Genomic DNA, 15342 nt, shown 5'->3' with positions numbered 1-15342 from the left:
GCTTAAAAATCTAACTTTCAAAGAACGATACATAATTCTAAGCTCTTTTTATATTTATCGTAAAACTAACTATTTTGCTAATTCGACCTTGGTAATTTTAACATTCATTTCACCATTAGGTGTGACAACAGTGACATCGTCACCAACTTTTTTGCCCAATAAGGCCTGAGCAATTGGGGAATCGTTTGAAATCTTACCTTCAAAGGGATCTGCTTCGGCAGAGCCAACAATTGTGTAAGCCTCTTCTTCGCCATCCTCAACAAAGGTAACCACTTTACCAAGTGAAACTTCATCTGCAGCAACTGAATCATTATCAATAATTTCTGCAAAACGAATCATCGTTTCCAAGGTTTGAATCTTACCTTCAACAAATGCTTGCTCATCTTTTGCAGATTCATACTCTGAATTTTCGGATAAATCACCAAACGAACGTGCGATTTTAATCCGTTCAACAATTTCACCACGCGTTACAGTTTTTAAATGTTCTAGCTCTGCCTCTAATTTTTCTTTACCCGCTAAGGTCATCGGATAGACTTTATCAGCCATATTTGTTATCTCCATTCATCCATTAATATTTTTTTATTCTTGATTATTAACATACTTTTCAACCAAAGCTAAATGCTCATCGTATGTCTTAGCAAAATAAACCTCACCCGTTTTTGTATCCGCCACAAAATATAAATCATCTGTCGCCTCAGGCGTTAAAACAGCCTGAATTGATTCTAGACTCGGACTATTAAATGGTCCTGGTCCAAAACCTGTATTCAAATACAAATTATAAGGCGAATCTACCTTTGTATCATCAATTGAAAGCAATTCTTTATGTTCATTCAGGGCATACAAGACTGAAATATCCGATTGAATCGGCATATCAGCCGCTAAGCGATTTAAGAATACCTGAGCAATTTTTCGACGGTCCTCTGTTTTGACACCCTCTTTTTCAACTAGCGAGGCCAAGGTCAGCACCTCTTGGACTGTGTAGCCTTTTTCTTGAATCGTCGAATAATAAGGCTCTAGCTTATCATTAGTGGTTGAAATCATTTGCTCAACAAGCTCTTGAACTGTTGTTGCCTTGGCATAATCATAGGTTGCCGGGAATAAATAGCCTTCCAGTACATAACGAACATCTGTCGCTTGAGAAGCGCTTGTTAGTAAGTCAGGATATTTTTGAACCATACTATTAATAAAATCTTGATTCGTAATAACCTGTTTAAATGCCTCCGAGGTAAACTTAGACTTCGGCTTACTCTTTTCGTTAACATTAATTGTAACGGCCTCGGCAATCTGGTCAATCGTATAACCCTCTGGAATTAATATTTTACCAGCAACCGCGGCTTGTGGCTCTTCACTACCACCCTCCTGCAAAGCTGCTGCAATCTCGTCAATTGTTTGATTAGGCGAGAAATTATAGTAGCCGCCTTTAAAACCAGCTAAATTATGAAATTTTGTATAGTAATTAAAAATCATACCGCTACGAATAATTTTTTTCTTTTCTAAAATGTTTCCAATTTCTTTATTCGATGAACCAATTGGGATATCAACCGTAATCTGCTGATTATCTTTAGTATTTAAAGGCTGGACAGCGGTACTAATATGATCATAAACTAAATAGCCACCTAATGACATTAAGGCAATTAAAGCAATGATAACTGCAAAGGTTATCTGACGAACCATTCTATCTTCACGCTTCTTGCGAGTTTTTTGATTCTTCACCTGCTTTTTAGCTTTTTTATTATTAGCTCTGATTGTCGTTTCAGCTCCTTTTTCATCCGAATCACCAGCAAAGTCATCAACTTTTACAGTAGCTTGATTTGCCTTTACCGAATTCTGACTGCGTCTAGTTAAATTGCCTGAATGGTCAGGATTTTGATCGGTGCTTTTAAAATCTGCTGATTTACTAATTTTATCGTCAGAGTGCGCATCAGAATCAGCAGCATCCATAGATGAAGCCTCATGGTAATGGCTTTCTTGACTTTGGGCTAATTTCTTAAGCATCTGTTCTTTAAAAGATTCATCTGATTGTCTATTCGTCAAAGGAATCTCCTTTCTTCTCTCTAAAGCAAAGCCAAATAATAATAATGCTTTATATAATATGCAACAATAAGTAGTAATTATTCTACATTTCAACTTTTACCATTATATAGTAAGTTTGATTAATTGCAAATGTTTTCAAAAGAAATATAAAAATTTACCCTAATTTTATAAATATGATATAAACTAGGCTGGGAGATTATCCCAGCCTAAAAAATTATTAAATTTTTATAAAACTTATTTTTTATCCAAACCGAGACTACGCTCTATTAGCTTAATAATTTCTACAATAATAATCATTGAGAAGGAACCGACAATTACAATTGTCCATTGCGTTATATTAAGATGCGAGACATGGAAAATACTATTAAAGCCTGGTACAACAATCGTTGCCATCAATAAGATAAACGAAACAATAATTGAAAGGTTAAAAGTCTTAGACCTAAAAGGACCAACAGTGAAAATCGATTGATAAACTGATTTCACATTAAAGGCATGGAATAATTGAATCAAGCCTAAGGTTGCAAACGCCATTGTTAAGGCATCCGCATGCTGTAATTCACTAATCATATCCGAATGTGTCGCAAGCGAATCTGAAATTTCTCCGCCGATTGTTCCCATTAATTTTGTTGCTTGTGCTTGTGTTGTATTAGCAATTGTATGTGCTGGCTTCAATAGTGCTAAGCCGTATACACCAAGCGTCAAGCCGCCTTGCAGCAAGCCTTGATAAATTATAGAGCCTAAAACGCCACCAGAAAAGAAGCTTGCCTTACGACCACGAGGCTTTTGATTCATTACTCCCGGCTCAGCTGGCTCTACACCAAGCGCAATCGCTGGGAAGGTATCTGTTACTAGGTTAATCCACAATAAATGGACTGGCAGTAAAACATCCCATCCAAATAAAGTTGCTAAGAAAATTGTCAACACTTCAGCCATATTAGCAGAGAGCAAATATTGTATCGTTTTTTGAATATTTGAAAAGACCTTACGACCTTCCTCAACCGCCACAATGATTGTCGCAAAATTATCGTCAGCAAGCACCATGTCAGATGCCCCTTTAGATACCTCAGTACCAGTAATTCCCATTCCAATACCAATATCAGCTTGCTTTAAAGCAGGCGCATCATTCACGCCATCACCTGTCATGGCAACAACCTTACCTTCAGTTTGCCATGCCTTAACAATTCGCACCTTATGCTCTGGCGAAACACGAGCGTAAACAGAATAATGACTAACTTTCTTAGCAAATTCTTCATCACTCATTGCGTTTAGCTGTGCACCCGTTAAGACTGCATCCCCAGCATGATCTTTTTCTAAAATACCAAGACGAACCGCAATTGCTTCAGCAGTATCCTGATGGTCACCTGTAATCATAATTGGGCGAATACCTGCTTCTTTAGCAACACGTACAGCCTCACCAGCTTCCTTACGTTCAGGATCAATCATCCCTACTAAACCTGCAAAAACTAAATCTGCTTCAATATTTTCTGATGTCAGTTCTTCAGCAGAAGGCGCATGATCAATGATTTTATATGCCATCGCCAAAACGCGTAGTGCTTGCTTTGCCAAACTAGTATTTAAAGCTAATAATTCATCACGCTTCGCCGAATCTAAAACAGCTGTTTGATTATTTTCTAAGACCGTTGTAGAACGCGCAATTAATTGATCTGGTGCACCCTTAGTCGCAACTAAATATTGACCATCAGCAAGTTTATGAATCGTTGACATTAGCTTACGATCTGAATCAAAAGGTAATTCTAAGATACGTGGTTCCTCAACTAGCTCATCTTTAACAATATAATTATGCTCAATCCCATACTGAACAAGCGCAGTTTCGGTCGGATCACCAATTAGTTTACCATCTTGGGCAATTTTAGTATCATTAGCAAAATTCATCACCTTTAGAGTCATGTCATCCGCTGAAATTTCTTCTGTTGCGGCAAATAATTGACCATTAGAGTAAACCTTCTCAACAGTCATTTGATTCATCGTCAACGTTCCAGTTTTATCAGAAGCGATAATTTCAGTTGAGCCCAAGGTTTCAACTGCTGGCAGTTTACGAACAATTGAATTACGTTTAGCTAAAACCTGAGTACCTAAGGCTAAAACAATCGTTACAATCGCTGGCAAGCCCTCTGGAATCGCTGCAACCGCTAAAGCAACTGAAGTCATTAAGCCTTCTAAGGGTTGACCACCACGAAGTAAATGAACACCAAAGGTAACAGCAGCAATCACTAAAATGGCATAGGTTAATACTTTAGACAAGCGATTTAAATTGCGTTTCAAAGGCGTTTCAGTTTCATCAGCCTGAGCAATCATACTGGCAATTTTACCAACCTCTGTTGACATACCAGTGTTAGTAACAACACCTAAGCCACGACCATAGGTGACATTAGAATTTTGATATGCCATATTCAAACGATCACCAATCGGTGTTTCCGAGTCATCCAGCACAATTAATTCTTTTTCAACTGGCACAGACTCGCCTGTTAAAGCTGCCTCTTCAATTTTTAAAGAGTTAATTTCTAATAAACGCATATCCGCCGGTACAACATCACCTGCTTCTAAAGAAACGATGTCCCCGGGTACCAAATCGGTTGATTTGACCTCCTCAGTATGACCATCACGATGTACTCTAGCAGCTGGTGATGACATTGATTTTAAAGCTTCAATCGCTGCCTCAGCCTTATTTTCCTGCATGACACCAAAAATGGCATTAATTAAAACAACTGCGAGAATAATAATTGCATCGCTAATATCCTCTCCACCACTGGTAATTACTGACAGAGCAGCTGCGATTAATAAAATAATAATCATTAAATCCTTAAATTGCTCTAAAAATTTAACAAACAATGATTTCGTTTTACCTTCATCAAGCGCATTAGGACCATATGTTTCCAAACGCTGCTTAACTTCGTTTGAGGTTAAGCCCTTTCTTGAAGTTTCAAGTGCTTTTAATACCTCTGTTGTCTCTTGGGTATAAAACGCTTCTTTTAATTGCGCCTTACGCTCTAATTCTGACATTATTTCCTCCTAAAATGAATATAGTCCATTTTTATACAGAGATAAAAATAGACTTGGTAGATAATCTACACAAGTCTCACCATTTAAGATAACACCGGATATAATCGTGTTGACGGCATTATCACAGCTAACCAAAGAAGAAGTTCTTTTCCCTTGGCCCTGCCAGTTACTCCCTTATGGCTGATACCTAATAAAATATATCAAATATTAATAATTTAAACAAGAATTATTCTGCAACAACATGAACTTTAATCGTTGCAGTAACGTCTTTATGTAATTTAACGGATACCTTAGTAACTCCCAATGTTTTAATCGGACTCGGCAGATCAATTTTATGCTTATCAACCGTTAAATCAAATTGACTTTTTAAAGCCTCAACAATTTTTTTGGAGGGGATTGAACCGAATAGTCGACCATCCTTGCCAATTTTACCCTTGATTTCTACTTTGGTTGTTTCTTTTTCAAGCTCAGCTTTTAGCTGCTTAGCTTCCGCTAGATTTTCAGCTTCTATTTTATCCTGTGCCTTTTTCTGACCCTTTAGCTCACTCATCGCTTGAGCTGTCGCTTCTTTAGCTAGATTTTTTTTTAATAAAAAATTATTCGCATAGCCAGTCGGTACCTCTTTAACTTCCCCTCTTTTGCCTTTTCCTTTAACATCCTGTAAAAAAATTACTTTCATAATGATTTAATCCTCATTTCCATATATTTCAATTGCCTTATCCTCAATAATTTCTTCTAATTGATTTTTAACCGCCTCGACAGTCTGATCTGAGCATTGAACAGCTGCATTATTAAAGTGACCACCACCACCGATTGCTTCCATGATCAATTGAACATTAATTGAGCCCTGACTCCTTGCGGAAATTCCCACAGTATTTTGATCACGACGTGTAATCACAAAGGAAGCATTAATACCTGACATAGACAATAACGTGTCAGCAGCTTTGGCAGTCGTCACAGAGTTATAAATTTTACTATCCTCGCCACAGGAAACTACTGTATCTGGTCTAATGAATTTGGCTGCACTAATCAATTGATTAATTTCTAAGAAATTATCTAAATCATTAGCCAGCAAATTTTGTACCTGATTAGTATCTGCACCCATTGATTTTAAAAAGCTTGCGACATCGAAGGTTCTTGAAGTCGCTCTGACCATAAAATTCTTAGTATCTACGATAATCCCGGCAAGTAAAATCGTACTTTCTAAGCGACTAAGTCGCAATTCGCTTCGTGATTGAAATTGAATCAGCTCTGTTACTAGCTCAGAGGCGCTACTTGCGCCGCTTTCAATATAGCTCAGTAACGGATTTTTTGGAAATTCATCCCCACGACGATGATGATCAATTATCACAACCTTACTAAAAGCCTGAAAAACTTTTTCATTTAAAGTCAAGCTTGGTTTGGAATGATCAACCATCACAAGCAAACTATTTTCAGTAATTTTTTGATTGGCCATCTCAGGTGAAATCAAGCTATCAAAAATTTGTGGTGAATCATTCAAGAGCGCTTTGGCACGACCTACATCCTTCAATTCCTGATTTTCATCATAAATGACATAAGCAGGCTTCCCAAGATTTCGGCCCAAATATGCAACACCAATTGCTGATCCAAAAGCATCCATATCCATCATCTTATGACCCATGACAAAAATTTGGTCACTTTCTTGCATAATACCTTTTAACGCTGTTGCCATTGCCCTAGTTCTCACCCGAGTACGCTTAACAACTGAAGCAGTCTTACCGCCAAAGTAAATCGGTTTGGCACTTTCAGTATCCTCTTTGACAACAACCTGATCTCCACCACGAACAAGTGCAACATCCAAATTATTAATTGCAACGTCGCCTGTATTGGCTGTATTACCAATACCATATGAGATACCAATTGATAGGGTAAAAGGTGTTTCTGATTCCTTAGCCATCGTTTTAAATTCTTCCAAAATCGGAAATTTTTCATTCATCATTTTTTCTAACGAACGATACTGTGAAAAAAAGAAAAATTTTTCTGCCGAAATCTTACGGTAAAACATTTTATTTTCTCTCGCCCAGTCACTAATTATTGAAGTAATTTTGCTATTCATGACTGAAATTTCTTTTTCATCCATTTTTTCAGTACCGTCATCATAATTATCAATTTGAATAATGCCGATAACTGATTGACGCATAGACATTTCTTGCTTGATTCTTTGCTCGCCAGAAACATCTAAAAAATAAATTAAACCTTCCTGCTCGTGAACATAAAAATAATATTGCTTATCACCAATTGTAATAATAGACTGTCCATCTTCAATCAGCTGAAAAATCATCTCAACATCCGCTTTAGTCATTTGACCATCTGTGTCTGAATAAGCCAAAATCGTATATGGATTCATCCAAATAATATCTTTTGTTTCTCGATCATAGCGTACAATACCAGCCGGCAATGTTTCTAAAACATCCTTCATTGCCTCCTGCGCATGTTGATTAGTGTAATTAATCACTTCGTCTTTTTCTAAAACTAATTCTTTATAAACTCTAAAGGCAACATATGCCATTGCTAAACTTAGGAGAAAAAACCAAAAAATCCGCCACAAATTACTCGGTAAAAACCAAATACCGAAACATTCAATAATAAAAGTGAGAATGAATAACAAAATCACTTGATTTTTTGAAAATTCACTTTTTTTCATGACGCCTCCTCAACATTTTATTTTTACATTATAACACAACTAGCTATATTAAAAAATCGGAGACCGCTTTCAAATTTATTTTTCCTTTACTATTAACCAAAAGTAATTGATTTTTTTTTATAGTATGCTAAAATATTTTTGTTGATTTATACTTATCAAGTAGTGAAAGTGCTTGTTTCTCTGAATTCATTCAGGGGGATTTTGCGCTTTTTTTGATGTTTGAATACTAATAGAGGAGAAATGATGGTCACAACTTATCAAGCTGATAAATATGATGTAATCGTAATCGGTGCCGGGCACGCAGGGAGTGAAGCAGCCTTGGCGAGCGCCAGATTAGGTGTAAAAACGCTACTATTAACTATTAATTTGGACATGGTTGCCTTTATGCCTTGCAACCCGTCTGTTGGCGGTCCCACCAAAGGCGTTGTTGTTCGTGAAATTGATGCTCTTGGTGGCGAAATGGGCAGAAACATTGATAAAACCTATATTCAAATGCGAATGCTAAATACCGGTAAAGGGCCAGCGGTTCGTGCGCTCAGAGCTCAGGCAGATAAGCATTATTACGCAGATACAATGAAGCATACTATTGAGCAGCAGGCTAATTTAACCTTACGTCAAGGGCTTGCGGAAAAAATCCTGGTTGAAGCAGATAAGGTCTGCGGTGTTGAAACAGCAACTGGCGCAATTTATCAAGCTAAATCAGTTGTCATTACTGCGGGTACTGCATTACGTGGCGAAATTATTATCGGAGAATTAAAATATTCCTCTGGACCTAATAACTCACAGCCATCAATTGGCTTAGCCGATAATTTAAAGCAGCATGGTCTCGAAATTGCACGATTTAAAACCGGTACACCACCCCGTGTCAAGTCGAGTAGCATTGATTACACAAAAACCGAAATACAACCCGGCGACGAAAAGCCAAATCATTTTAGCTTTTTATCTAAGGATAGCGATTATCTAAAGGACCAAGTACCTTGTTGGCTTACGTATACTAACCAAAGCAGTCACGAAATCATTAAAGCAAACCTCCATCGAGCACCAATGTTTACCGGTATCGTTGAAGGTGTCGGCGCACGCTACTGCCCCTCGATTGAAGATAAAATTGTTCGTTTTTCCGACAAGGAAAGACATCAGCTCTTTTTAGAGCCTGAAGGTCGGCATACAGAAGAGGTCTACGTTCAAGGCTTGTCAACAAGTCTCCCAGAAGACGTCCAAGTCAGCCTCCTACGTTCGATTGCTGGGCTTGAAAAGGTAGAGCTAATGCGAACTGGTTATGCCATTGAATATGATGTTGTATTGCCGCACCAGCTAAGACCAACCCTTGAAACCAAAAAAATCAGTGGCTTATTCACAGCTGGGCAAACTAATGGCACTTCTGGCTATGAAGAAGCGGCAGGTCAAGGATTAATCGCTGGTATTAATGCTGCCCTCAAGGTGAAAGGTGAGCCTGAGTTCATCTTAAAGCGCTCTGATGCCTATATCGGCGTATTAATTGATGATTTAGTGACAAAAGGTACGACTGAGCCTTATCGACTTTTAACGAGCCGTGCTGAATACCGCTTAATTTTGCGCCATGATAATGCGGATATTCGCCTGACTGATATGGGCCGTAACATCGGTTTAGTAAATGATGAACGCTATCAAATCTTTGAAATAAAAAAATACCGAATTCAAAATGAAATGAAACGCCTTAATCAAGAAAAATTAAAGCCAATTGCCATAACAAATCAAAAAATTGAAGCAATGGGCTATAAGCCACTGAAGGATGCCATGACAGCCGCTGATTTATTACGTCGACCAGAGGTTAGCTATCATGATCTTATTCAATTTATCGGTCCTTCAGCAGAGCCCCTTGATGACAAGATGATTGAACAAATCGAAATTGAAATCAAGTACGAGGGCTATATCAAAAAGGCCTTAGAAAAAGTTGAAAAGCTTAAAAGGATGGAAGCAAAGCAAATTCCTGAAAATATTGACTACGATGCGATTGATTCATTGGCAACTGAAGCTCGACAAAAATTAAATAAAATCAGACCTGAAACCATTGCTCAGGCAAGCCGTATCTCAGGAGTTAACCCAGCAGATATTGCTATTCTTATGGTCTATATCGAGCAAGGTAAGATTGCAAAAATAGAGATTGAAAAGGCTTAAATTATGCTGTTCAAAATAGAGAGAAATGATCATTTATATTTTAGATATCTGACTACATTTTTTATTCTCATAAACCAATAAAAATTTAGCTATTGTAACACCGATTAAAAGTCCTACTCTAAAATAAATTTGCGATTTAAATATACTTTTTTGCGTTTTTAAGACTCGTTTAAGCTTCTCACTATATTATTAGCTTATCCCAAATAATTAATCTTTTTCATAAACATCTACCACTGTCATTTCTGACGGTGGTTTTTGCCATTGTCACTTGCTCACCGAAAATTTCAGTGTGAAATTTGAGGCAGCTAGTGACAAAGGTATGCATTTGAACTGTTTTTTACAAGCAACCAAAGGGCGCTTTAAAAATCTTAATTCAAAGGCTCATATAGCACTTACTCACCTCAAATTTCAGCATGAAATTTGAGGCAGCTATTCAGCTGAGAGTGCTTGATTTGATCTCCTCGAACGGCAGACAATTCATTTTCAAGATAAAAGACACTTGCCAATTTATTGGTTTAGTTGACTTATCACTGATAAATGGATGTCACAAGAAAGCAACGGCAAGCATCCGAAGCTAGATTAATTAAAAATGCTGAAAAAAATTGCTCATCAGAATTAGAAGTTGGATGTGATAATAATTTATCAATACAGCATGAACTAAAAATATTAGTTTGCGATATTTTATGACTTAAAAAAAACTTCTAATTCTTTGTTCACTATCTTCTTTCAATGCTTCTCAAAAAAATGGTATTTAGCGAAAACGGTAAAATCATTCGTTTTTATAAGGCACTTTAATTCAAGCAACTAAAAGGCCTTGTGAAAGCTTGGTTAAAGCGCTCAATAAACATATTATAAATGGTTACTGTTAGAGCATGCCCACAAACTGTTTTAATTGAATAAATAAAAAAAAATTGTTATTATCAAATAAAATGTTTTTGCACTGGCGATAAAGGAAAGAGACAAGGTAAAAAGATTAATTTCGATTGAAGCATTAAACGCTTGAGAAAGCATTTTAAGCTCCGGTTTGTCTATGGAACCCTTCTTCAATCTAATCACTCAGATGCTTAAAAGTAAAATCGGTGCCAATGGGATGTGAGTGATATCAGTCCAAATCTTGACTAACTAAATGAAAGCAATGCTGAGGTCATCGCAAGCTCAAGGATATATTGGTATAAACAAATTTAAGAGGGCAGTAATTATTCCGTTTATGGATACCAAACAAAAAAATTCTGCCATTGTAGAAAAATAATGTGAATAGAGAAATCTCACAAGTCAGGTCAATCGATTGACCTTTAAAAGTTAATTATAAATAAAAAGAGAAAGAGTAGGGAATTTTATGACAGGAGATTTAATCATTGCCCTAGCCGTTGGGCTAATATTAATACTCAGTATTTTCAATTGGATTCAATCAAGGTACCACTTAAAATATAAAAAATAAATAAATTTTGTATATTAAATAAACAATTTTAACTGGTTGAGGGTATAGCCTCAGCCTTTTTTATTTATAATTTAAAAAAAGTAAATAATTTTGTTGACCCTAACCTTACGTCATTGTTTATACTTGACTTAACACGAGGAGGATGAAGCGATGAAAACAGTAAATGAAGTGAGTCAAATTTCTGGGGTGAGTATACGCACCTTACATTATTATGACAAAATAAAGCTTTTGAAGCCAACACGCCTTACTACAGCGGGTTATCGACTTTATGACGATGAAGCCATCAAAAAATTACAGCAGATTTTACTATTTCGAGAATTAGAATTCCCGCTAAAAGAAATTAAAGCAATTATCAACAATCCTAATTATAATCAAGTACAAGTATTGGAAAAGCAAATTACTTTGCTGACTATGAAAAAGGAGCGCTTAAAAAGCTTAATTTCGTTCGCCCGTGGCATAAAAATGATTGGAGTAAATAATATGGATTTTTCAGCATTTGATACAAAAAAAATTGACGACTACACAGCACAGGCAAAAGCAGCCTGGGGAGAATCAGCTGAATTTCAAGAATTTGAAGCAAAAGCAAGCAAACGCGGATCTATTGATAATCAATATCTTACGAATCAGTTTATGGCATTATTTCGTCAAATTGGCGAAATAAAGCTAAGCAATCCCGCTTCCAAAGATGCTCAGCAGCAGGTAAAAAAATTACAGGATTTTATTAGTCAGCATTTTTATAGCTGTTCAAATAAAATTTTACTTGAACTTGGAAAAATGTACACAGCAGGCGGGGAGATGAATGAAAATATTGATAAGGTAGGGGGAGTCGGCACGGCCGAATTTATTAATCAAGCAATTATAGTCTACTGTAAATAGTTTAAGCTAAAGCTGTAGCTCAAAGCAAAAAAAATAACGTCCTTAATGTTATCATTGGGCGTTATTTTCATAATTAATTTTACAACATCGATATTTTTTTGAATTGGCGATTAGTCCCGGAGCATTATCATTTGAGATTAGATTAATTACTTGACCATCTTTTAACAATAATAAACCAAAATATTGCTGTAAAAAATCCTCACATTCTTCGCACCAGCGATCATCATCATGATCCCAAAAAGCATTCAAGTAACCGACATGCTCCTTATGAATCTCATGTGTTGACTTTAATTCTAATAATTTTCGATTATAAAATAACAAAGCATCTGCTAAATTGTTAAATTGATGACTATCAATAATATCATCTTTCCAGCCTTCAAAAAACCACCAAGGTTCATTATCGCCATACATTTCGATGACTTGATACATCATACCATCTCCGAATTCATTTAATAAGTGTACTTTAACAGCATTTATCATTTTTTTAAAGAAATCTGCTTGCAAATCACAATTATAAAATAATTTTCGTTATCAAAATACCTACTCTTGTTGATATAGTTATTAACTATATCCATGGATAGTATATAAGTTTTACCCGACATGGTCGCTTTCATGGTAGCATAAGCTTAAATTAAATAACGAAAAGGATGATAAATATGACAACTTCAATTATCGGTTATCCACGTATCGGACGCTTACGTGAGCTCAAATTTGCAACAGAAAAATTCTTTAAGCAGACGCTAGATGAAGCCGAATTATTAGAAATAGCTAAAAAGCTACGCCAAGAGCATTGGACTGCTGCAAAAAATGCAGGTATTCAATATATTCCCAGTAATGATTTTTCATTCTATGACACAACATTAGATACCGCAGTTGCCTTAAATATTATCCCTGAGCGCTACCAAAAATTACCAATTTCTACCTTAGAACGCTATTTCGCTCTTGCTCGCGGCTATCAAGGTGAACATGGCGATGTGAAAGCACTTAGCATGAAAAAATGGTTTAATACCAATTATCATTATATGGTACCTGAATTTGAGGATACAACTCAGATTCAAGTTAATCTGGAAAAGCTACTGACTGAATATCGTGAAGCTAAAGCTCTTGGAATCATCACCAAGCCAGTTTTAGTTGGCCCATATACATTATTAAAATTAATAAAGTTTACCGGTGAAAAGCAATTAGCTGATATTAAAGCAACAATTTCGGAAAGCTATTCAGAGATTATTCGCCAAGCTGAAGCCGAAGGCATTAGATGGCTACAATTTGATGAGCCAGCACTCGTATTTGACCTAAAGGCAGCAGACATTCAATTATTTACTGAAATTTATCAGCCAATCCTTAATAGTAAAAAAACAACTAAATTATTATTACAAACCTACTTTGGTGATATTCGCGATATTTACGAAACAGTTATCAGCCTTGATTTTGACGGCATTGGCTTAGATTTCATTGAAGGCCGTCAAAGCATCGACTTAGTTAAAAAATATGGTTTCCCAGCAGAGAAGCAATTATTTGCAGGTGTGGTCAATGGTAAAAATATTTGGGTAAATAACTATCAAAATACCATTAATCTCTTAAATTCTTTACCTAGCAAGGATAATATTGTGATTTCATCAAGCTGCTCTTTGCAGCACGTACCATATGCGGTCAATCAAGAAACCGAATTAGAAAACAAAATCACCGAACATTTTGCGTTTGCTGAAGAAAAATTAATAGAAATTAAAGAATTAGCCCAAATATTCTTTAAAGACAACCAAGCAGCCTTGGCTGACAACCAAATTCTCTTTAATACCTCACGATTTGAAGCAAATTTAGAGGTACAAAATAAAATAGAAAATTTAGTTGCTTCTGATTTCCAGCGTTCACCAGCATTTGAACAACGAGAAAGCATTCAAAAAGAAGTATTCAAATTACCATTATTACCAACGACGACGATCGGCTCTTTCCCACAAACTGCAGAGGTTCGGAAAAATCGACTCAGCTATAAGCGTGGCGAAATTAGCTGGGAAAAATATGAAGCCTTCAATCATCAAGAGACAGAGAAATGGATACGAATTCAAGAAAAAATTGATTTAGATGTATTAGTACACGGCGAATTTGAAAGAAATGACATGGTCGAATATTTTGGTGAAAAATTAGCTGGTTATGTCTTTACCCGCTTTGCATGGGTGCAATCTTATGGCACACGTTGTGTAAAACCACCAATTGTCTGGGGGGATATCGCACGCATCCAGCCTTTATCAGTTGCCGATTCCGTCTATGCACAAAGTCTAACAGATAAAGTCGTTAAAGGTATGTTAACGGGACCTGTGACCATTTTAAATTGGTCATTTCCTCGTGAGGATATTTCTCTTAAAACTTCTACTTTGCAAATCGCACTAGCCATTCAAGAAGAAGTAATTGATTTAGAAAGTCATGGCATTAAAATGATTCAGATTGATGAAGCTGCATTACGTGAAAAGCTACCATTACGACGCACTGATTGGAATAGCGAATATCTGGACTGGGCAATTCCTGCCTTCCGCCTAGTTCATTCCAAGGTCCAGCCTGAAACTCAAATCCATACACATATGTGCTATTCAGAATTTGAAGATATTATTGAAGCAATTGATGCGATGGATGCTGATGTCATTTCATTTGAAGCGAGTCGCAGTGACTTATCCATTTTAGATGCATTAAAGGATAAGCATTTCAGAACACAGGTTGGACCTGGTGTTTACGATATCCATTCACCACGTATCCCATCTGCAGAGGAAATCGGACAAACAATAGCACGTATTTTGGAAAAAGTACCCGCTGAAAAGCTTTGGATTAATCCCGACTGTGGCTTGAAAACTCGAGGTCAAAAAGAAGTCGTTGCCAGTTTAGAAAATTTAGTTTCTGCCGCAAAAGAAGCACGAAAAGCATTTAAAAACTAAATTATTAAAAAGAAAAATTACTTAAATAAAATGATTTTGCAGAGCAGTAAAAAAAAGAGGTGGAACCAAAGACGTTTAACGACGTAGAAAAAAGCACTAAATTGCCTCGTAAAAAATCGTAAACCAAAGTGCTTACTCTCTCAGATTAAAACTGTGAAAAATAGACGAGTCATTCGTTTATATAGTCAGACGCTTTCTGTCTGACCGGATGACGTATCTATTTGAAAATTGAA

General features: G+C 36.4%; 9 protein-coding genes. 3 read left to right on the top strand and 6 right to left on the bottom strand.

All coding sequences use genetic code 11. The features are described 5' to 3' along the window. Nucleotides 1-69 precede the first annotated feature (69 nt). From greA to HOY35_RS10840, 5 genes are all read right to left on the bottom strand, one after another. Nucleotides 70-546 (bottom strand): transcription elongation factor GreA, encoded by a 477-nt coding sequence (gene greA / locus HOY35_RS10860; protein ID WP_172213647.1) that lies wholly within the window; start codon nucleotides 544-546, stop codon nucleotides 70-72. A 33-nt stretch (nucleotides 547-579) separates the two neighbouring features. Beyond that, nucleotides 580-2034: an endolytic transglycosylase MltG gene (mltG, locus tag HOY35_RS10855; RefSeq protein WP_172213649.1), complete on the bottom strand. Its 1455-nt coding sequence runs from the start codon at nucleotides 2032-2034 to the stop codon at nucleotides 580-582. A gap of 234 nt (nucleotides 2035-2268) precedes the next feature. After that, nucleotides 2269-5055: a cation-translocating P-type ATPase gene (locus HOY35_RS10850; RefSeq protein WP_172213651.1), complete on the bottom strand. Its 2787-nt coding sequence runs from the start codon at nucleotides 5053-5055 to the stop codon at nucleotides 2269-2271. 226 nt (nucleotides 5056-5281) lie between these two features. Beyond that, the gene (rplI, locus tag HOY35_RS10845; RefSeq protein WP_172213653.1) at nucleotides 5282-5734 is read right to left on the bottom strand and encodes a 50S ribosomal protein L9; all 453 of its coding nucleotides are present in this window, start codon (nucleotides 5732-5734) and stop codon (nucleotides 5282-5284) included. Nucleotides 5735-5740: 6 nt separating this feature from the next. Further along, complete coding sequence (locus HOY35_RS10840; RefSeq protein WP_172213655.1) at nucleotides 5741-7720, bottom strand: DHH family phosphoesterase; 1980 nt, start codon at nucleotides 7718-7720, stop codon at nucleotides 5741-5743. A gap of 243 nt (nucleotides 7721-7963) precedes the next feature. On the opposite strand from HOY35_RS10840, the gene mnmG reads away from it, so the two are divergent. Together mnmG and HOY35_RS10830 are read left to right on the top strand one after the other, a co-directional pair. Then, on the top strand, nucleotides 7964-9874 hold the full coding sequence (gene mnmG, locus HOY35_RS10835; RefSeq protein ID WP_172213657.1) for a tRNA uridine-5-carboxymethylaminomethyl(34) synthesis enzyme MnmG: 1911 nt from the start codon (nucleotides 7964-7966) through the stop codon (nucleotides 9872-9874). Between the two features lie 1588 nt (nucleotides 9875-11462). Beyond that, nucleotides 11463-12188, top strand: a complete 726-nt coding sequence (locus HOY35_RS10830; protein ID WP_172213659.1) for a MerR family transcriptional regulator — start codon at nucleotides 11463-11465, stop codon at nucleotides 12186-12188. 51 nt (nucleotides 12189-12239) lie between these two features. Here the strand turns inward: HOY35_RS10830 and HOY35_RS10825 are convergent, their stop codons facing one another. Further along, entirely contained in the window at nucleotides 12240-12620 is a 381-nt protein-coding gene (locus tag HOY35_RS10825; protein WP_213173275.1) for a DUF1033 family protein, read from the bottom strand. Nucleotides 12621-12844: 224 nt separating this feature from the next. Between HOY35_RS10825 and metE the strand changes: the two genes are divergently transcribed. Beyond that, nucleotides 12845-15109: a 5-methyltetrahydropteroyltriglutamate--homocysteine S-methyltransferase gene (metE, locus tag HOY35_RS10820; protein WP_172213663.1), complete on the top strand. Its 2265-nt coding sequence runs from the start codon at nucleotides 12845-12847 to the stop codon at nucleotides 15107-15109. Nucleotides 15110-15342: the final 233 nt, after the last annotated feature.

Origin of the sequence: Enterococcus sp. MMGLQ5-1, assembly GCF_013155265.1 — a bacterium.
Taxonomy (GTDB): domain Bacteria; phylum Bacillota; class Bacilli; order Lactobacillales; family Streptococcaceae; genus MMGLQ5-1.
This window is presented reverse-complemented; position numbering and strand designations above follow the sequence as displayed.